General features: G+C 73.2%; 16 protein-coding genes. 7 read left to right on the top strand and 9 right to left on the bottom strand.

What is annotated here, in order from left to right:
* Positions 1–285 precede the first annotated feature (285 nt).
* Both ACIBCT_RS29770 and ACIBCT_RS29765 read left to right on the top strand, forming a co-directional pair.
* Positions 286–1,230: a class I SAM-dependent methyltransferase gene (locus ACIBCT_RS29770; RefSeq protein WP_399194147.1), complete on the top strand. Its 945-nt coding sequence runs from the start codon at positions 286–288 to the stop codon at positions 1,228–1,230.
* A gap of 189 nt (positions 1,231–1,419) precedes the next feature.
* Entirely contained in the window at positions 1,420–2,421 is a 1,002-nt protein-coding gene (locus tag ACIBCT_RS29765) for a phosphotransferase enzyme family protein (protein WP_399194145.1), read from the top strand.
* A 70-nt stretch (positions 2,422–2,491) separates the two neighbouring features.
* On the opposite strand, the gene ACIBCT_RS29760 is transcribed toward ACIBCT_RS29765, so the two are convergent.
* On the bottom strand, positions 2,492–4,327 hold the full coding sequence (locus ACIBCT_RS29760) for a tetratricopeptide repeat protein (RefSeq protein ID WP_399194143.1): 1,836 nt from the start codon (positions 4,325–4,327) through the stop codon (positions 2,492–2,494).
* Between the two features lie 551 nt (positions 4,328–4,878).
* Between ACIBCT_RS29760 and ACIBCT_RS29755 the strand changes: the two genes are divergently transcribed.
* From ACIBCT_RS29755 to ACIBCT_RS29745, 3 genes are all read left to right on the top strand, one after another.
* Positions 4,879–5,811 (top strand): Ppx/GppA family phosphatase, encoded by a 933-nt coding sequence (locus ACIBCT_RS29755; RefSeq protein WP_399194141.1) that lies wholly within the window; start codon positions 4,879–4,881, stop codon positions 5,809–5,811.
* Positions 5,812–5,848: 37 nt separating this feature from the next.
* Complete coding sequence (locus tag ACIBCT_RS29750) at positions 5,849–6,667, top strand: DUF1206 domain-containing protein (protein ID WP_399194140.1); 819 nt, start codon at positions 5,849–5,851, stop codon at positions 6,665–6,667.
* A gap of 165 nt (positions 6,668–6,832) precedes the next feature.
* Complete coding sequence (locus tag ACIBCT_RS29745; protein WP_399194138.1) at positions 6,833–7,273, top strand: ATP-binding protein; 441 nt, start codon at positions 6,833–6,835, stop codon at positions 7,271–7,273.
* A gap of 88 nt (positions 7,274–7,361) precedes the next feature.
* Here ACIBCT_RS29745 and ACIBCT_RS29740 read toward each other — a convergent pair whose 3' ends face one another.
* Complete coding sequence (locus ACIBCT_RS29740) at positions 7,362–7,874, bottom strand: DUF1203 domain-containing protein (RefSeq protein ID WP_399194136.1); 513 nt, start codon at positions 7,872–7,874, stop codon at positions 7,362–7,364.
* Positions 7,875–8,062: 188 nt separating this feature from the next.
* On the opposite strand from ACIBCT_RS29740, the gene ACIBCT_RS29735 reads away from it, so the two are divergent.
* Positions 8,063–9,313, top strand: coding sequence for a hypothetical protein (locus ACIBCT_RS29735; RefSeq protein WP_399194134.1), 1,251 nt, complete (start codon positions 8,063–8,065; stop codon positions 9,311–9,313).
* Positions 9,314–9,534: 221 nt separating this feature from the next.
* Here ACIBCT_RS29735 and ACIBCT_RS29730 read toward each other — a convergent pair whose 3' ends face one another.
* From ACIBCT_RS29730 to ACIBCT_RS29700, 7 genes are all read right to left on the bottom strand, one after another.
* Positions 9,535–10,791 carry a DegT/DnrJ/EryC1/StrS family aminotransferase gene (locus ACIBCT_RS29730; protein WP_399194132.1) on the bottom strand — a complete coding sequence of 419 codons (1,257 nt, stop codon included), beginning with the start codon at positions 10,789–10,791 and terminating at the stop codon, positions 9,535–9,537.
* Positions 10,788–11,876, bottom strand: coding sequence for a GNAT family N-acetyltransferase (locus tag ACIBCT_RS29725; RefSeq protein ID WP_399194130.1), 1,089 nt, complete (start codon positions 11,874–11,876; stop codon positions 10,788–10,790). The genes ACIBCT_RS29730 and ACIBCT_RS29725 overlap by 4 nt, the downstream gene beginning before the upstream one ends.
* A 330-nt stretch (positions 11,877–12,206) precedes the next feature.
* Positions 12,207–13,367 carry a DegT/DnrJ/EryC1/StrS family aminotransferase gene (locus ACIBCT_RS29720; RefSeq protein WP_399194128.1) on the bottom strand — a complete coding sequence of 387 codons (1,161 nt, stop codon included), beginning with the start codon at positions 13,365–13,367 and terminating at the stop codon, positions 12,207–12,209.
* Between the two features lie 72 nt (positions 13,368–13,439).
* On the bottom strand, positions 13,440–14,864 hold the full coding sequence (locus tag ACIBCT_RS29715) for a lipopolysaccharide biosynthesis protein (protein WP_399194126.1): 1,425 nt from the start codon (positions 14,862–14,864) through the stop codon (positions 13,440–13,442).
* Positions 14,865–15,706: 842 nt separating this feature from the next.
* Positions 15,707–16,090: an Lsr2 family protein gene (locus ACIBCT_RS29710; RefSeq protein WP_399194124.1), complete on the bottom strand. Its 384-nt coding sequence runs from the start codon at positions 16,088–16,090 to the stop codon at positions 15,707–15,709.
* Positions 16,091–17,125: 1,035 nt separating this feature from the next.
* Complete coding sequence (locus ACIBCT_RS29705) at positions 17,126–17,512, bottom strand: DUF1622 domain-containing protein (RefSeq protein ID WP_399194122.1); 387 nt, start codon at positions 17,510–17,512, stop codon at positions 17,126–17,128.
* Positions 17,513–17,684: 172 nt separating this feature from the next.
* A complete protein-coding gene (locus ACIBCT_RS29700; protein ID WP_399194120.1) occupies positions 17,685–18,812 on the bottom strand; it encodes a DUF5925 domain-containing protein in 1,128 nt (375 codons plus the stop codon).
* Between the two features lie 229 nt (positions 18,813–19,041).
* Here ACIBCT_RS29700 and ACIBCT_RS29695 point away from each other — a divergent pair, with 229 nt between their 5' ends.
* Positions 19,042–19,812, top strand: a complete 771-nt coding sequence (locus ACIBCT_RS29695) for an N-acetylmuramoyl-L-alanine amidase (RefSeq protein ID WP_399194118.1) — start codon at positions 19,042–19,044, stop codon at positions 19,810–19,812.
* Positions 19,813–19,858: the final 46 nt, after the last annotated feature.

Raw genomic sequence — 19,858 nt, 5'->3', positions numbered from 1 at the left:
CCGGAGGACCGGCGCCGCCCGCGGTCTTCGCGAGAAGGCGTCCCGGGCAGGAGGACGCGAAAGGGGCGGGACGGGTGGTGCGCCGGGTGCGCGACGGCGCCGTGGGACCGGTTCCCGTAGCGCTTCCCGTACCGCGACAGGGCCGCCGCGGAAGGGCGGGGGAGAGGGCGACGGCGACGGGCGACATTCCGATGACGGTCACCTGGGGTGACGAAGGTGTCGCTCACGGATATGATCACCTGGCCGGTGGGAGCCGCCGGACACCGTTCCGACGAGGGAGGGGCCATGCACCGCCACAACCGCTCCAGCATCCTCCACCAGATCAGGTACGCCATCGGTCATCCCGGGCGGATCCCCCGCCACCTGCGCCGATGGACCAGGAACGCGTGGCTGCGGCTGAGGAACCGCGACCACGTCTCCTACTACCGGGCCGTCATGAGATCCGACGCGGCCCGCGACCCGTACGCGGCCGTGGGCAGCGCGTCCCACCGGCGCTGGACCGCGCTGGGGAAGATGCAGTTCGACTACCTGGTCCGGCACGGCCTCAGGCCCGAGCACCGCGTGCTGGAGATCGGCTGCGGCAACCTGCGGGCCGGGCGGCTGCTCATCGGCTACCTCGACGCCGGGAACTACCACGGGATCGACATCTCCCCGGACATCCTGATCGCCGCCCAGGACACCCTGGCCCGCTACCGGCTGCGGGACAGGTTCCCGCACCTGATGCCGGTCAGGGACCTGCGCTTCACCGCGCTGCCCGACGGGGCCTTCGACGTCGTGCACGCCCACAGCGTCTTCTCGCACTCCCCGATCCAGGTGATCGAGGAGTGCTTCCGGAACGTCGGCCGGATCATGAAGCCGGGCGGCTGGTTCGACTTCACCTTCGACCGGACCGAGGGCGAGGAGCACCAGGTGCTGGGGGAGGACTTCTACTACCGCACCGAGACCCTGGTCGACCTGGCCGCCCGGTGCGGGCTCCGGGCGACCTTCATGGAGGACTGGGAGCGGCTCCCGCACCGGCAGTCCAAGATCCGCATCACGGTGCCCGGCGCCGTCACGGAGAGCGCGGAGACGGCGGAGGCCGCGGAGGTCGCGGAGGCCGTGGAGGCGGCGGAGACCGCGGACACCGCGGAGACCGCGGACGCCGAGGAGCACCCTTCGCGGGAGGGCTCCGTGCGCGACGGTGACCGGCCGGAGGAGGACGTACCGGATCGTCTCCGGACCCGGGCGTAGCGCCGGACCCGGGCGTAGCGCCGGACCCGGGCGCGGCGCCGGACCTCGGCGGGGCCCGGAGCCGGGCGGGCGGCGCGAGGACCCCCCGGACAGGATCCGAGACCCCTCGGATAGGATCCGACGCCGGGCCGGCCCCCGGCCCGACGCCGGCCCGGTGCCGGCCCTGGACCGACCCCCGGGGAGAGACCCATGCGCGCCCACGACCTGTCGGCCGGGGGGGACGTGCTGGACCGCGTCCACGACGTGGCCCGCGCGGCGACGAGGGCGTACGGCCTGCCCGGCGCCGAGGTCACCCTGGTCAACGTGTCGGAGAACGCCACCTACCGGGTGGACGACCCCGACACCGGGCTGCGGTCCGTCCTGCGGGTGCACCGGCTGGGCTACCACACCACGCCGGAGATCCTGTCGGAGCTGGCCTGGCTGGAGGCGCTGCGCGAGGAGGCAGGTGTCCGCACGCCCCGGGTGATCCCGGCCCCCGGCGGCTCCCGGGTGCTGACCGTCCCGGGCGCCGAACCGCGCGACTGCGTGATGTTCGAGTTCCTGCCCGGCACCGAGCCGTCCGGCGAGCGCCCGGTGCCCGGCTTCGAACGGCTGGGCGCCCTCACCGCGCGCATGCACCGGCACGCGCGCGGCTGGTCCCGGCCGGCCGGTTTCACCCGCTTCCACTGGGACCACGAGGCCGCCCTCGGCGCGGGGTCACGCTGGGGCCGCTGGCAGGACGGCCCGGGGATGGACGCCGAGGCGCGCACCCTGCTGGGACGGCTGGACGCGGAGCTGCGGACGCGGCTGCACCGCTTCGGCCGCGGGCCGGAACGCTACGGCCTGATCCACGCCGACCTGCGCTCGGCCAACCTGCTCGTGGCCGGCGACGGGCCCCCGGCCGTCATCGACTTCGACGACTGCGGCTTCGGCTGGTACCTGTACGACCTGGCCGCGGCGGTCAGCTTCGTCGAGCACCGTCCCGAGGTCCCCGACCTGCTCGACGCCTGGGTGCGGGGCTACCGGACCGTGCTGGACCTGCCGGCCGGGGACGCGGCCGAGATCTGGACGTTCGTGATGTTCCGCAGGCTGCTGCTGGTCGCCTGGATCGGTACCCACACCGGCGCGGAGATCGCCGCCGAGCTCGGCCCCGGCTACACCGAGGGCACCTGCGAGCTGGCCGAGCGCTACCTCTCCGGCGCGCTCGGCTGACCCCGTCCCGCCCGGTCCCGTCCGGAGCGGGGACCCGGAAGAGGGACCCGGACCGGACGTCCCGTCCGGGTCAGGACTTCAGCTCGCGCCGGATGTCCTCGTCGTCGGGGGCCAGCTCCAGCGCCCGGGTCAGGTCGGCGACGGCCTCCTCGTCGCGTCCGGCGGCGCGCAGCGCCATCGCCCGGTTGAACAGCAGCGCGGGGTCGGGCCCGGACTCCAGGGCCCGGGTGAAGTCGGCGGCGGCGCCCTCGGGGTCGCCGGTCTCGAACGCCAGCAGCCCCCGGTTGGCCCAGGCGGCGGCGAGGCCGGGGGAGAGCTCCAGCGCGCGGTCGAAGGCCGCGCGCGCCGTGGCGTGCCGGCCCTCCGCGGTCTCCACCTGCCCCAGCGCGCACAGCAGGTACGGGTTGTCGGGGGCGATGGCCAGCCCGGCCTCGGCGTCCGCGCGGGCCCTGCCGTACTCGCCGAGACCGGCCAGCAGCCCCGCCCGGTTGGCGAGCCCGTCCACGAACGACGGGTCCAGCTCCAGCGCGTGGTCCAGGTCCTCGAGCGCGCCGCGGTGGTCGCCCGCGGAGAAGCGGATCTCGGCCCGGTTGTAGTAGGGCTCGGGGAAGGGCGGCCCGGCGCGCATCGCCGTCTCGTAGTCGGCGACCGCGGCGTCCATCCGGCCCAGCCGGTGCAGCAGGTTGCCCCGGTCGATGTAGTAGTCGGGGTAGCCGGGATCGGCCGCGATCACCGCGTCCAGGTCCGCCAGGGCCTCCTCGGGACGGTCCAGCATCACGGCGAGCTGGGCCCTGTTGGCCAGCAGCACCAGCCGGTGGATCGGGTGCTCGCCGGGCCGCAGGTCGCGATCGGCCAGGTCGACGGCCTCCTGCACCAGCTCCATGGCCTTGGCGGGACGGCCCCGCCGCGTCTCCACCAGTGCCCGGCCGTTGAGGTCGAACCCCAGCTTGAACGCCCGCTCGCGCGGATCGGGCAGCAGCGAGGAGATGGCGATCGCCTGGTTCACCATGGCCAGCGCCGCGCCGGTGTCGCGCCGCGCCGGGTCGTGGTGGCGCACCTTGAGCATCCCGGTGGCGTAGGCGGCCGCGGCTTGCACGGCGGGGGAGACGCTCTCCCTCCTGGCCAGGTCGAACAGGTCCTCGGCCTCGTCCTCGCGGCCCAGCGCGGCCAGCGCGGTCGCGGTGCTGTGCAGCAGCCGCCACCAGGTCGTCGGGTCGCCCTCGGGGTCGGCCAGGCGCAGGGCGCGCCGCCCGAGATCCGCCACGGCGTCGTGACACCCGGCGTCCAGGCACCAGCGGACCGCGAACGCGAGCGCCTCCAGCGCCCTGGCCGGGTCCTCGCCCCGTTCCCGGTGGTACGGGATCGCCCCGAGCCGCGCGCCGACCGTCCCGAGCCGTTCCAGCTCGTCGGCGCGGGCGTCGTGCCCGGACGGGGTGAGCGTCTCCGGCGGCGTGCCCTCCTCGCGGGTCACCACGGTCAGCAGCTCCGCGGGCACGCGGCGGCGCAGCACCGCCAGGAGTTCCAGGTCGGTGGGGTCGGCCAGGGCGAGGTTCTCCACGACGAGCGTCCGCGGCCCGGTCGCGGCCAGGCGCTCGCGGACGAACTCGGCCAGCCCGTTGGACAGGCGCAGCGTGCGCCGCGGGGCGTGCACCAGGATCCGCTCCGCCTCGGGCAGGCCCGCGGCCACCGAGCGGCGTCGTACGGGGATGCGGTCGTGCAGGTCGGGGGCGACGGCGCGCAGCTCGATGTCGTAGCGGGAGACCAGGTCCGGCGGGGCGCCGGGCAGCAGCGCGGCGACGAGCGCGCTTCCGGCGGTGTAGGGCCCGAGCAGGTGCCGGCCGGCGTCCACCGTGGGAAGCGGCGGGGCGGGTCGGGGGTCTCCTGGCGGGTGCGATTCCCGGCTCACCGGGCTCCTTCGCGTCGGTTCAGGGGTTCTCCGATGGTATCGGGAACACCGTGTTCGGTGGGCCGGCGTCCAGCGTGGGACGCCGGTTCTGCGATCAGATCTCAGCCGACGTGCTTGGGACTCGCGTTTCCGCTGAGGGCGACGGTGCCGGGCTTGTGGATGATGACGCGTTTCATGAGAACCTCCCCGTTAATAGCGACAAATGGCAAGTATTTGCAGAAAAGGGGCATCTTCACAAGATCTACTTCCTTTCGTGGCCGCATCAGGCCACCCCGCGGGTGGACGGCGGACCCGGTGACGGGCGAACGGGCCGCACGGTGACGAGCCGGACGCCGAGGGCGAACCGATCGGACGGTGACGAGCCTGGCGGTGACGGACGGACGGGCCGGACGACGGGACGGACGACGGCGGGCGAACCGGCCGGGCGACGACGGGCGTACGACGGGCCGGTCGCGGGCGGGACGACGGGGCGGCGGCGGGTGAGCGGTGCGCCGCGCGCCCGTCCGCGGACCCCGGGTGGAGGAGCGGGCACGGGGTAGTAACTTCATCCCATGCGACTGGGCGTTCTCGACATCGGTTCCAACACGGTCCATCTCCTGGTGATGGACGCGCATCGGGGGGCTCGGCCGCTGCCCGCCTACTCCCACAAGGTGGACCTGCGGCTCTCCGAGCACATGGAGGACGGCGACCGCCTCTCCGTCCGGGGGGCCACGCGCCTGCGGGAGTTCGTCGAGGAGGCGCTCCGGATCGCCGAGGACAAGGGCGTGGAGGACCTCATGGCCTTCGCCACGTCCGCGGTCAGGGAGTCGGTCAACGGCGAGGAGGTCATCGCCGGGATCAAGGACGGCACGGGCGTCGACATCGAGGTGCTGTCCGGCCAGGACGAGGCGAGGCTGACGTTCCTGGCGGTGCGCCGCTGGTTCGGCTGGTCCTCCGGGCGCCTGCTGGTGCTCGACATCGGCGGCGGATCCCTGGAGATCGCCACGGGCCTCGACGAGCAGCCCGACGCCGCGGTCTCGCTCCCGCTGGGCGCCGGGCGCCTCACCCGCGACCACCTCACCGCCGACCCGCCGCCCGCCGACGAGCTCCGGGCGCTGCGCCGGCACGTACGGACCCAGATCGCCCGGACCGTGGGCGAGGTGTGCCGGTACGGCTCGGCCGACCACGCGGTGGCGACGTCCAAGACGTTCAGGCAGCTGGCCAGGATCGCCGGGGCCGCGCCCTCCAGCGAGGGGGAGCGGGTGCGCCGGGTGCTCAGGCACGCCGACCTGGTCGGCTGGGCCGACCGGCTGGCCAGGATGAAGACGCGCGAACGGGTCGGGCTGCCCGGGGTCTCGGAGGCGCGGGCACCGCAGCTGCCCGCCGGGGCGATCGTCGCCGACGCGGCGATGGACCTGTTCGGGGTGGAGGAGCTGGAGGTGTGCCCGTGGGCGCTGCGCGAGGGAGTGATCTTGCGCAGGCTGGACGCCATGCCCGAGAACTGAGGTTTACCAGGCGCCGAGCGGGTTAGAGCGCAGAGTTATGAACAGCCCTCAGGCTCAGGTGGAAGGGGCCGCTCGAAGAGCGGCCGACAGTCAGACGCTGGACAGGCTGGCACGGGTCGGAATGGCCTGCCGGGGTGTCCTCTACGGGCTGATCGGTTTCCTTGCGCTGCAGATCGCCTTCGGCGGGGGAAGCGGCGGCAAGGAGGCCGACAAGACCGGCGCCATCGAGATGGTGGCCGAGCAGCCGTTCGGCCAGGTGCTCCTCTGGCTCATGGTCGTCGGTTTCGTCGCCCTGACCCTCTGGCAGCTGTCCGAGGCGCTCATCGGCCGCGGCAGGACCAAGGACCGGGTGGAGTCGGCGGGACGCACCGCCGTCTACGCGCTGATCGTGGCCACGCTGCTCGGCATGGTGCTGCACAACGACCCGGGCGCCTCCATGGACGGTAAGTCCAAGGACGTCACCGGCGTGGTGATGGACCTTCCCGCCGGCCAGTTCCTGGTGGGGCTGATCGGGCTCGGCCTGATCGCGCTGGGCGCCTACTGGATCCACAAGGGCTGGAAGAAGAAGTTCCTCGAGGACCTGCGCACCGGCCAGATGTCGGCCCAGGCGCGCGGTCTCGCCGAGAAGCTCGGCATGGCCGGCTACATCGCCCGCGGTGTGATCGCCGCCGTCGCCGGTGTCTTCGTCGTCCAGGCCGCGGTCACCTACGACCCGGAGAAGACCAAGGGCATCGACGCGACGCTGCGCTCGCTGACCGAGACCCCGGCCGGTCCGTGGCTGCTCGGGCTCGTCGCGATCGGCCTGCTGCTGTTCGCGGTCTACTGTTTCTTCGAGGCTCGCTGGCACCGCATGTGACGGATGACGTCACGCGGTACGGCAGGTACGGACACGCAGGTGGGGGCCCTTCCGGCAAGCCCCACCTGCCTGTCCGGCAAGTGATCACATTCCTACTTTTCTGAGACATCTCCCCTGTCGACCTCCGCGTCTTCCCAGAAGCGAGAACGACACGGAGGGGGCGGCATGAACATGCCGGAGTACGACGGCGACGAATGGGTTCTCCGCCTCGCGGGGCTGCCGGAGCAGGTGGCCAGGGCCCGCCGCCTGGTCTCGGCCACCCTGGGGAGGGACCATCCCCTCCACGACGACTGCGTCCTGCTGACCAGCGAGATCGCCACCAACGCGGTCGTCCACTCCCGGTCCGCGGACGGCGGAACGTTCACCGTCACGGTGACCTGCTCGGTGACGGGCGTGCGGGTCTCGGTCCAGGACGAGGGCTCCGGCGAGGTGCCCTGCGCGTGCCGCGCCTCGTCCGACGCGACGGGGGGCCGCGGCCTTCCCCTGCTGGAGGCGCTGGCCCACCGCTGGGGGCTGGTCCGGGAGGCCGGCTCCAACGAGGTCTGGTTCGAGCTGGTCCTGGAGCCGGCCCGGATGCGCGCCGGCCGTCTGGCGGTGGCCGGGTGAACGCGAGGCACCGATGGACCCCGGCCCCGCCTCCCGCTGGGCACCGGTGCGGGCCGTCCCTCCACCCGGGAGGGCACGAGGACGGGCGTCAGTCCCGGCGGGTCTCCAGCAGGAAGCAGCCGAACTCCACCGCCCGCAGGTGCACCGCGGCCACCTCCGGGTCGCGGTAGAGGTCGTCCAGCTCCTCCTCGATCGACGGGTGGCCGTCACCGGCCTCCACGTAGCGTCCCTTCAGGATCCGGCCGTCCGCCGCGTACGCGCGCAGCGCGCGCCGGTCGCCGCGCATGGCGTCCGGGAAGCCGGATCCCACAGGGCCGGCGCAGCCGCCGGTGTGCACGAACACCGGCCCCACCTCGTCGTACGGTCCCGGGTCCGCCCCGGTCTCCGCGGCCCAGCGCCGCAGCGGCGCGTACGACACCAGCGCGATCCTCTCCCCGGGCAGGCTCCGGCCCAGGCAGCAGCGCATCGGGTTGCCGCCCTCCTCGTCGAGGACCATCCGGGGGGCGCCTCCCGCGTCGTCGCGTTCCAGCAGCTCGCGCAGGACGTCCGGGGCGATGGCCCGGACCCGGTGGCGTGTCCTCGTGGTCTCGGTGTGGTTCATGCGCCCATCGTGCCGTCCGGGGCACGGGCGCGCTGGCGGTGATCGGACGGCGCGCTCGTCCCGCCCGGTGCCCGTTCCCCTGAGGGACGTACAAGGGCGAATCACCCCTCACACCTCGTAAAAGGGCGAAGAAACGCCACCGGGACGCTGGTCTCATTGCCCCTCACGGACGACCACGAGGGGAAACAATGGAAACCAGCACGCGCTCACGCGTGGCGGCCATCGGCGCCGCAGCGCTCACGCTCCTGACCCTGTCGGGAACGGGCACCGCCGGCGCCCGGACGGCGGACGGCCCCGCGGACAAGCCGCCGATCGTCAACCAGGACGCCCCCAGGGAGCCGGTGCCGGCCGGGTTCACCGGCTGGGACACCCTGTTCGCGGAGCAGGACCGGCTCAACCGGGTGGCCGACCGCATCACCGAGCGGGCGGAGACGGCCGAGGGGTACGCGGGGATCGTCGTCGCCCCCGAGAACCACGAGGTGCGCCTGTACTGGCGGGGCGCGGTGCCCGCGGCCGTGCAGACGGCCGTCGACCAGGGACGGCAGGTGGCACCGGTCCGCGTGCTGCCCGCGGCCCACACGCACGCCGAGCTCCTCCAGGAGGCCACCAGGTGGGTGGAGGCCGGGCAGGTCACCGGCGCGGTGCCGCAGCCGGACGGCAGCGGCGTCCAGCTCTCCGTCGCGGGGGCCGACACCTCCCCCGACCGGTTGCAGCGGCCCGGCGGAGCGACGGCGCCCATCGCCGTCGAGGGGAACGAGACCTTCACCACCGCCTACGACCGGCAGAACGACGTCCCCAGCTACTACGGGGGCGGCCGCATCATCAACAAGCAGCAGGGGAAAGGGTGCACCGCGGGCTTCCCGGTCGTCGACAGGAACGGTGACACCGGGTACCTCACCGCGTCCCACTGCGGCAGCCTGTGGAACGAGTTCTACGACGGCGGCGGCGTCAGCAGCCAGGCGAACTACACGGGCACACTGAACTGGTACATCACCAAACGCGACGCCGCGATCGTCAACGCGGACACGACCGGCAGGGTCTTCGTCGGTGGCAAGACCTCCTCGGCCGGCGCGAAGGTGGTGGGCGTCGTCAAGACCTACCCCGGCAACTTCGTGTGCAACTCCGGCTCCACGATGGGGCAGATCTGCAACATCAAGGTCACCCACTACGGCTGGAGCGGCACCTACAGCACCGGGCAGCACGTCAAGCACATGATCCGTGCCAAGCACGTCAACGCCTCCTGCGCCGGGGCGAAGGGCGACAGCGGCGGACCGGTCTACAGCCACGCCAACTACTACGGCGACGTCAACGCGCACGGCATCTTCTCCGGCTTCTCCAACAGCGCGAACTGCGGTGGCGCGACAGGGGGATCCGTGATCGTCTTCCCCCGCGCCTGGGACGTGCTCCTCGCCTTCGAGGCGTCACTGCTGGTCTCCTGACCCGTGCCCCGGCGCTCCGCCCGGGCGGGCGGCACCCCGGGGACAGGGCGAGAAGGGCGAGACCCGCGCAGCCCCGGGGCCGTCGTGGCCCCGGGGCTCCGCCCGGTTTCGTCGAAGCCCCCTCGAAGCCCCCTCGAAGCCCTCCGGAAGCCACCCTCGAAGCCACCCGGGAGCCGCCCGGATCCACCCGGGAGCCGCCCGGCGTCCCGGGAGGGAGCCGTTCAGGGCGCGGGGGGCGGGGGAGCCGGGCGGGCGCCGAGCTCGGTCAGCAGCCCGGCCATCCGGCCCGCGCGCAGCGGATCCACCGGCAGCACGTGCCGGGTCCACCACCGGGCCACCTCCGGCGCCGGCCCCGCGGGCACCAGGTCCAGGTAGTCGTCCAGCGGCGGGTCGTAGATGAAGCCGGGCACCACGCCCCGGCTCTCCAGCCGGGCCACGAGCCCGTCGCGGTCCTCCACCAGCAGCGGCACCCGAAGCAGCGGCAGGGGCGCCGTCTCCCGGACGCCCTCGGCCGCCCACGGGGTGGCGCGCAGCAGCTCCACCCCGGCCGTCCGCCGCTCCCGCTCACGGTCGATCACCCGGAAACGTGACCGCTGGTAGCCCAGGAGCGGCGCACCCTGGCGCATCCTCCAGTCGTCCAGATCGATCCGGAGCCAGTACCGCATGGCGTCCAGGTCGACGGGGCCGGCGGCGAGGACCTTCCGCAGCTCGTCCTCGCGCGGCGGGCAGCGGTGACCCGTCCACGTGACGACGCCGGCCGCCTTGAGGGCGTGCCACACCGGCCGGACCAGCCCGGTGCGGTAGATCGTCTCGCGCAGCACCGGCCGCAGCGTCCCCGACAGCTGGGCCCCGGTCCCGCCGGGCAGCAGCAGCTCCTCCCTGGCACGCGCCAGCGCGGCCAGCGCGGACGGGTCCCGCGCGGTGAGGAACCCCCCGGACATCGACCGCCCGTGCTTGGCCAGGCTGAACACCCCGGCCTCGCCGAACGTGCCCGCGGGGCGGCCGTCCACGGTCGTCTGCATGGCGTGCGCGGCGTCGTCCAGCAGGACCACGCCGTGCCGGTCGCACTCGGCCCGCAGCTCGGCCACCCGGTCGGGCAGGCCGTACAGGTGCGTGGTGATCACACCGGCCAGGCCGGTCCAGTCCACCGCGGGGACGTCGATGTTGCCGTCGCGGTGGGAGACCGGCGCCGTCACCGGCTCCAGCCCGGCGGCCAGCACCGTGAACAGCACGGTCTCGCAGTTCGTCGGGGAGATCAGCACCCGCTCACCGCGGCCGAACCAGTGCCGCAGCGCCAGCAGCAGCCCGAACCTGGCCGACGGCACGTGCAGGCACTCCTGGCCGATCCGGTCGCGCATGGCCGCCTCCAGCGCCCGGCGGCCGTCCCCGGCACCGGCGGTGCCCGAAGTGCCTGCGGTGCCCCGGGTGCCCGGGGTGCCCGGGGTGCCCGGGGTGCCCGGGGCTCCCGGCCCGCTCATCCGGCCCTCCCGCCGCGCAGCCGCCCGTACCGTTTCATGACCCGGTCGGCGACGCCGTACAGCGCGGGGGTGTCCAGGACGAGGCGCCGGGCCCGGCGGACCGGTTCGGTGCGCAGCCAGTGCGCCGCCGCGGCCGCCGACCTGCGGCGCACGATGCCCTCGGAGACCGGGACGGTCCTGCTGCACAGCGCGTCCTTGTACTCCGACCCGTTGCTGATCCCCAGGTCCAGCGAGCGCACCCCGATCTCCGCGGCGGCCTCGACCATGCGCAGGTGCTGGATCAGGCCGGGGGAGTAGCGGGCGTACCCGGGATCGTAGGCGGGGAACCAGCCGATCATCGTGGTGTCGGTGCGCAGCCCGAAATGCCCCGCCACGGGCCTGCCGTCCACGTACAGCATGGAGAGCGGCCCGGCGAACTCCGGGGTGTCGACGGCGTGCAGGCGCTCGACCAGCTCCACGACCCACGGCCTGGCGAAGCGGTCGGGGCGGCCCATCCGCCGGTACTGGGCCGACTTCCACTCGCGCAGCAGCCGGAGCGACCCCGGGTCGCGCACGGCGAACTCCGAGGTGACCTCGCCCACGTCGCGGCCGAGCTTCCGCTCCTTGTACAGGGTGCTCTTGACGAACTTCGGGGAGCGTCCGCGCAGCTCGTCCAGGAAGGCCGGGTAACCGTCGGCGAAGTCCAGGACCACCGCCTGCTGCGTGAGCGTCTCGAACGGCCGGAACCACCGCTGGCCCTCGACCAGGCAGCCGAACTCCCACACGCTCAGCCCGCACGCCCGCAGCAGCGCGTCCGCGTCGAACTCGGCGCCGGACCGGTGGACGACCCCCTGGCAGAGCGAGACCCACCCGCCGAGGGCGGCGCCCACCCGGCCGCCGTGCCGCTCGAACGGGAAGAACCCGACCGGCCCGTCCGACTCGGTGATCACCGCCACCCGCGCCTCCGCGGAGACCTCTCCCATCGCGATCGTGAACTCCGGGCTCAGGAAGGGGTTGGCCAGGTGCGCGCTGGAACGTTGCATCTCGCGCCAGGTCTTGATCTCGGCCGGTCCCAGCTCCCCGGGCCGGACGACGCTGACCCTCACCGGCCGCCCCCGCCCCCACCGGGACGATCGCCGGCCGCACCGGCGCCGGGCGCCAACCTACCGTTCACGGGGGGAGGTCCTTTCTCGAGGCCTGGGCTCAGGCGCTGGGGGTCTCGGAACGATCCAGCGGAGCCGGCCGCGCACCGGACCGGGGCGGCCTCCGGGCGCGGGCCGTCCACGACCCCCGATCCCGATGACGTCCCCCCGAACCGCCGCCCGGCGCGGCCGGTCCGGGAAGGCGCCGGCCCCCCGGCGCTCCCCGGACCACCGCCCGACGCGGCAAATCTATAGCGATATCGGCCCCGGCCGCTGAGTGACGCCGAAAGCCCCTCAGGCGATGTCCGAGACCACCGGGGCGGGTGGCGCGGTAGGACTCCCGGAGCGCACCGGCGGGACCGCCGGGGTGAGCCGCTCGACGACGGCCATCGCGCGCCGCGCGTACAGCGGGTCGATCGGCAGCACGTGCCGTCCCCACCAGCGCGCCACCTCGGGCGACGGCGAGGGGTCGGTGAACTCGGGCAGGTAGCCGTCGTAGGGCGGGTCGTAGAGGTAACCGGTGGCGACCCCGTTCCGCTCCAGCTCGGCGATGGCCTCGTCCCGGCCGGAGACCAGCAGCGGCACCCGGAACAGCGGCTGGTCCAGGTGGCGGTGGACCGCGGGCGCCACGGTGGGCAGCGCGGCCAGCATCGAGACGCCGGCGATCCGCCGCGACCGCTGGCGCGGCAGCGTCCGCAGCCGCCGGGACTGGTACCAGCGGGCCAGGTGGCCGCGCCTGGTCCGGTAGTCGTGCAGGTCGGCCTGGACCCAGGAGTCGAACGCGGGCAGCTGCGGCGCGTACTCCAGGGCCCGCAGCAGCTCCACCGGGCGAGGGGCGATCCGGTAGCCCTCGCGCTCCTCCTCCATGCCGAGCGCGCGCATCGCGCGCAGCGCGGGGCGGACCATGTTCAGGCGCAGCGCGGCGTGGCGGCTCGCCGAGGTCAGCACGCTGTGGATCTCCTTGCGGAAGACGCCCGGCCGCAGCAGCCGGTCGCGCTCGCGCTCCAGGGCGCGCAGGTCCTCGGGGTGCTCCACCGCGAGCACCCCGCCGGAGCCCGCCCCGGCGTGCTTGGAAAGGCTGAACACCCCGGCCACCCCGAAGGTGCCCAGCGGCCTGCCGTGCACGGACGTCTCGATCGCGTGCGCGACGTCCTCGATCAGGATCTTGCCCGCGAAGGCGGCCACCCGGTCCGGCAGGCCGTACAGGTTGGTGGTCAGGACCGCGTCGACCGTGCCGAGGTCGACGGCGTCGGCGTCGATGTTGCCGTCCTCGACCGACAGGGGGGCGATGACCGGGCGGAGCCCGGCGGCGAGCACGAGGAAGAGGATCTCGTCGGCCGAAAGGGGGGACATCAGTAGCCGCTGGCCGGGACGGCACCAATGCCGCAGGGCCAGATACAGGCCCAAGCGGTTGGAGGGAAGCGAAAGGCAGAGGCGATCTGTCCGCTTCGCCACAATGTGCTCAGGAGTCACCGGAGACCGTCTATCACGTACGACACCTTGACCACAAGCGGCGGCGGAGTGAGGCTAGTCGGCGCTCACCTGCGACATCGTGCCGTAACTGATCACCTTGCGGATGTTCGGGAAGATCAGCACGGCGACCAGGAGCTGGCTGCCGAGCATCGCGTATCCCACCGCGGCGATGCCGAAGTGGGGGAAGAGCACCACGATCGACGTGAGCACCAGAACGGCCATCCCGATCTGGATGAGGGCCAGCCTGCGCGCCCGGCTCTGCGCGCGCAGCATGCTCAGGCAGATCTCGATCACCGTCTGGGGGAGCACGGCGATCGCCATCAGGCGCAGCAGCGGCGTGCCCGCCTCGGCGAACCCCGGGCCGAACACGCTCAGGATCAGCGGCGCGCCGATCACGACCACCGCGATGACCGGCCCGACGATCAGGAAGGTACGGCGGAGGGCGTTGCGCACGCTCTCGGCCAGCTGCGCGGCGTTGAAGGAGCCCTCGACGGTCAGCGAGACCGCCATGTTCGCGGCCAGCAGCCCGATCATGGAGCCCAGCGTGTGGGCGATCGAGAAGTAACCGAACGTCGGGGCGTCGTCGAGCCAGCCCGCGACGATCACCGGGACGAGGTAGAGGATCAGCAGGATGGAGAACGCGCCGGGGAAGTCGCCGGCCAGGAAGCGCCCCACCTCGCGCAGGCGCGGCGGGTTGGCCGCGCTCACCTCGGTGTCCTTGACGTGCCGGGGGATGATGACGCCGAAGATGAACCAGCTGATCGGCACCAGCGCGATGGCGGTCGGCACGATCCAGGAGACGAAGATCCCGCCGAAGAGCCCGCCCTGCGGCAGCGCGACCGCCAGCGCGGCGAGCATGCCCATCTTCACCAGCCCGAACGCCAGGCTGTTGACCGGCACCCAGACGGCCTTGCGCAACCCGGCCAGCGTCACGTCCTGCAGGGTGAACACGGTCCAGACGAGCACCGAGGCGAGGAAGAACAGCCCCGGCCCGAACCCGCCCAGGTGGGTGTAGACCTCACCCCACATCGGCAGCGTCAGCAGGAACCCCAGTGCCGCCACCAGCCCGGTGGCGCCGGCGATCGCGTACCCCCGGAGCACGAACTCGGCGGTGCGGCGGCCGGCCACCGGGATGAACCTGGCCAGGGCGCCCGCGAAGGCGAGGCCGGTCAGGGAGGCGAAGAGCCGCATCGCGCTGATCACGGCCTGGCCCTCGCCGAAGGCGGTGGCGGTGTACAGGTGCGTGGCGAGGAACCAGTAGCCCAGTCCCAGGACGGCGGTGATCCCCGTGTTGATCATCAGGGCGTAACCCTGGAGGAACAGCGGGTTGCGCAGGTCCTTGCGCAGGCGGTCCATCAGGCCGGGCCTGCGGCCGGCGTCCGTCCTCGGGCCCGCCGGGCCCGCCGGGCCCGCCGGGGTCGCCGGGGTCGCCGGGGTCGTGGTCGGTCCCGTCGTCCGGTCGCCTCCGTCGCGCGTCACGTGGCCATCATCGGCCGGGGCCCTTGCGCCGGCCTTGCCGTCCGCTGTACGGACATCGGCGGTACGGAGGTCGGTCGCCGCGTTGGTAGGCGCCTGCGGCGGGCCCGTCCGGGGGGCCCGGGGATCCGGCGCGGGGGCGTCGGCCCGGTGGAGGGGGTCTGCGGGGATCCCGGGGGCCGTGGGAGCCGCGGGGTTCCGGGAGTGCCGCCCGGTGCCGTCCTCACGCATCCCGGCGCTCCCGGCGCGCGCCGTCCTCTCCTGCGGACCCGCGGGCCGGTTCCGGGGACGCGCTCGCGCGGGGCGGGACGACGGCCTCACCCGGTCGCCCGGGGGGCGGCGTCACGGGTGTGGGCGTCCCGTCACGGGACCGGCCGGTCACGGAGGGGAGCATGAGAGTCGGCACGTGAGCCATGATGCCCCAGTTTCAGGCGGCCCGCGCCCGGCATGCGCGGGGAAGCCCACGGGTGGGCTGGATTGTGATATGGAGTGCCCTGTTTTCTGGGGAAATCAAGCGGCGATACGTGAGCGGACACACATCGGGACCGGTCGCGGCCGCCCGGTGACGGGAGAGGCGGGCGGTCCGGGGGCGGGCGGAAGCGGCGCGGGGGACGCGTGAGGACGCCCTCGGACGTCCGGCGGGTTCTCGCCCGCGGGCGTCCCGTGGACCCGGCGGAGCGCGTCCGGGCGATCACCGGCGGCCGGGGCCGGAGGCGCGTACCCCTGCGGGCCGGGAGCGGCGCCTTCCGTCGTCCCGTCACCACCTCGTCGCCGCGTCGTTCACTGCCTCGCGCACTCCCGGCCGGCTACGACGCCGTCACCCCTGAAGGGTCCGGGAGCCCGTCCTAGTCGCTGAGCGCGCCCTGCGGAGTCTTCTTCGCCGCGGGCTTGGCCATGCTGGGGTCACCGGCGGCGAAGGCCTCGGCGACCTTTCCTCCGATACGGCCACGCTCGCTGACCTCTATCCCGTGGGACTTGGCCCACGCCCGGATCTCGGCACTCCGCTCACGGTTGCCACCCGTCCCCTTGCTCCTGCCCTTGCGCCCCGAGGAGGTGCTCGCCTTGCGGGCGACGGACTGGAAGGGCTTGAGGGCCTCGCGCAGCTTGGTGGCGTTCTTCGAGCTCAGGTCGATCTCATAGGTGGTGCCGTCCAGACCGAACGAGACCGTCTCGTCCGCGCGCTTCCCCGTGATGTCATCGGTGAACGTGACGACTTGCTGACGTGCCATTGTGTCACTCCTTAATGTTGGCGTCAGAGTGCGGCTGCGAACCCGGCCGACCGATGGTTCCCGCGTCTCTTCCCCGCGCGCAAAACTCTAGTACCTCCTTTCACCGCCGCGCGCGGGAAACCCCTGTCCGCCGGAGATCCACCCTCTCAGGTCAATTACCCGAGGCTGAACTCCGGGTCTTCACGTCATTGTGAAATGCTTCCCTGCGGGAGGGGATTAAAAACGACCGTGGCGCCGGCGGCCCCGTTGACACGCGTATGACGGCGCCGCGGCCCGCCCGCGGTCCGGTTTTTCGGGCACGGCCGCGATGGTTTTTGAAGTTTCGTTACCTAAGGGTGGTTTTCACCCTTGTCGCCCTGAAAAATGGGCGCCCCACCCCGGGTCCCGGCTCCGCGGGGCCGCCGGACCGGCGCGGCGTGCCACGGTCCGGGCGTGCCGGTACGGGCCGCCGCTCCTCCCGCCGGTCCGGGGACTTTCCCTGGTCCGGGTGTGACGGGTGCCCACTGCGGTGACGGCGCGAGACCGCCCGGGACGGCGCGGGGACACGGCCGGGACGGACCCGGCCGGACGAGGGTCCGGGAAGGGGCGGAGGTGGCCCGGGCCGGTCGTCCGGTGGATAATTCACGCGGTCCGGATGTCCGTAACCGAACGCGCCGCGGGTTTCCCGGAGGACAAATGATGTGACTCGCTCCCGAATGGCGGCGGCCCTCCCGCGGGTTTGCGGCCGGTGCGATCGGTGCCTTCGAAGACGTCCCCCGGGAGGTGTCGATCACATTGGGGGGTGGTGCGGCCACGCTCGGGTAAGACAAGGGCCGCCGCAGGGGGCGGGACGATTCCGGGCGTCTCGCATTGCGGAAGGCGAGCGCGAAGGGCGTGGTTCGCTCTATGACGACTATTGGTCCGTTCCACCGTCCCGGCGGATCAATCCACCGTCGTTCCCGAATTGTTCGGCCGCCCTCCGAAAAGCGGGCCGGGCGTCACCGGGCGCGCCGGATGCGCCGGATGCGCGGTCGTCCCGGGCGGGCCGGTCCGGGATCAGCTCTTCTCGCCCGGCCGGGCCCGGTCCCCCTTGCCCTCCACCGCGCGCCCCTCGCGCTCGATCTCCCGGTTGAGGAAGAAGTTCAGCGCGGTACGGATGGCGGCGATCGCGGCGAGCTGCCCGATCTGCGCGAAGCTCGGCGCGATCGCGGTGCGCAGCACGTCGCTGGCCAGCTGGAACTCAAGGCCGAGCGCCAGGAAGCGTCCCAGGAACAGCCGTACGGCGATGAAGCCGTGATCGTGCCGGCGTACGGCCACCACGACGAAGCGCACGAACGCGATGGCCGCGCCCGCGAAGATGACGGCCGCTCCGGCGGCCTCGACGAGGCGGACCAGCAGGTTGACGAACTCCCGGAGGGACTCCTCCGGTAGAAGATCGAGCATGCGCTGCCGATACCCGGCGGCCCCGAACCCATGCATCCCGGACCCGCCGGGCATCACAGGCATCACAGGCATCACGGGTCCCGTCCCGAGCCCGTCCCGGACCTCGTTCCCCGGCCGCCCGGAGACCCGTCCCGGACCCGTCCCGAGCCCGTCCCCGAGCTCGTCCCGGGTCTCAGAGGTAGAGGCCGGTGCTCTCCGGGATGGTGGTGCGGTCGAGCACGCCGTCACGGAGCGCGAACACCTCGGCGAGGGTGGCGCCGGAGCGGGGAAGCCCCTCGGTGGTGCCGAGCCAGCGGGCCGCCTCCTCGTACGGCAGGGGGCCGACCTCGATCTGGGCGAGGCAGCGGCCCGGCCGGGTGACGGCGGGGTGCAGGTGGGCCAGGGGCTCGTTGGTGGTGATCGCCACCAGGACGTCGCGGCCCTGGCCGAGGAGCCCGTCGGTCAGGTTGAGCAGCCGCGACAGGCCCTGCCCGGCGGCGTCCTTGGCGCCGGACCTGATCAGCTCGTCGCAGTCCTCCAGCACCAGGAGCCTCCACCGGTCGCCGGAACCGTCCCCGTCGCCGTGGTCGCCGTCGTCCATGCCGACCGCCACCTCCATCAGGTAGCCGGGGGAGTGGAACAGCATCTCCGGGTCCAGCACGCAGTCGACCTGGCACCACGACCGCCACTCGTGCGCGAGCGTGCGCAGCAGCGTCGTCTTTCCCGTCCCCGGCGGCCCGTGCAGCAGCACCAGCCGTCCGTGCACCTCCGAGGGGGTCACCGACATCAGCCGGGAGAGCGGCTCGCCCACCGAGGCGGCGTAGTTGCCGCAGACCTCCGCCCAGGGGGAGGCGGTGATCGGCTTCTCCGAACGCCGGCTGCCGTGCGGGCCCTGCCACCAGAAGCCCATCTCGACGTGGTCGCTCTGCGGGGCGGGCTCCTCGGCGTTCCTGGTGACCTCCTCGATCACCGAGCGGGCCAGCTTCTCGTCGACCGCGGTCACGCTGACCGTGGCGGCGCGGTTGCGGTAGCGGATCACGCGCAGCGTCCAGCCCTCCCCGCGCAGCAGCCGCGACTCGCGGCCGTCCTTCTCCGAGGCCGCCCGCACCAGCGTCCCCGAGGCCGGGGTGAGGGAGGCGTCGGTACGGACCCGCTCCAGGCTCGCGGTGCACGACCACGGCTGGGCGCCGGTGGCGAACGGCGACAGCGCGAGCGCGTCGATCACGTCCACGGCCGAGTCGCCGTCGTCGAGCCAGACGTTCATCGGCAGCTCCCGCGGGCCGGGCTCCGGGGTGAAGTGGACCTCCTTGAGTACGGACATGGCGGTAATGATCCTCGCGGAACGCCCGCCGGTCGACGGGTTTTCACCATCCGTGCGGTGGTTTAGACCTACCGCCGGCGGTCAGGGGGACGGCTGTTTCGCTGCCCGACGCCCCGGAGTGCCCCCGCCTCACGACGCGACCACGATCGTTGCCCGATCCGCCCATACGGTCACGTGTCAACCATTACGCTCCGATGGGCCGACATATCTCAGACAGTGGAGACGTTCCTTGGCCATCGATCTCGTCACCCGCCGCGAGTGGGGCGCCCGCTCGCCGCGCGGCTCCTACAGCAGACTCGACTCCACCAGGGGAGTGAAGGTCCACTACACGGGGGGCCAGGTCAGCCCGGACATCGTGAAGGACCACGCCCGGTGCGTCGCGATGGTGAAGTCCATCCAGAACCACCACATGGACGGCAACGGCTGGATCGACGTGGGCTACTCCCTGCTGGTCTGCCCGCACCGGAAGGTGTTCGAGGGCCGCGGCCTGCACCGCGTGCCGGCCGCCAACGGCGCCGGGCTCAACAGCGCCCACTACGCCGTGCTCGGCCTGGTGGGCTCCTCGGGGTTCACCCGGCCCAACGACGGCATCCTGCACGGCATCCTGGACGCCGTCGAGTACCTCAGGGACAAGGGCGGCGCCGGCAGGGAGATCAAGGGCCACCGCGACGGCTACTCGACCAGCTGCCCCGGCGAACCCCTCTACTCCTGGGTCAGGCGGGGCGCCCCCCGTCCCGGCGCGGGCCCCGGCACCCCGCCCGAGCCGCACCCCTCCTTCCCCGGCCGTACCCTCACCCAGCCGCCGGTCATGCGCGGTGAGGACGTCCGCACCTGGCAGCGGCAGATGCTCGACCGCGGCTGGAACCTCGACGTCGACGGGCTGTACGGCCCGGCGTCGGAGGACGTGTGCCGCAGATTCCAGAAGGAGAAGGGGCTGCGGGTCACCGGCGCGGTCGACCGGGTGACCTGGAACGCCTCCTGGGAGGAGCCGGTCGGCTGACTCGCGGGCCGCACGAAGATCGGCTCCGGACCCGGGTCCGGCGAGC

This window comes from Streptosporangium sp. NPDC050855, assembly GCF_044456585.1.
Classification (GTDB): domain Bacteria; phylum Actinomycetota; class Actinomycetes; order Streptosporangiales; family Streptosporangiaceae; genus Streptosporangium; species Streptosporangium longisporum.
Note: the sequence above shows the minus strand (reverse complement) of the source record. Positions and strands in the feature narration are given on the sequence as shown.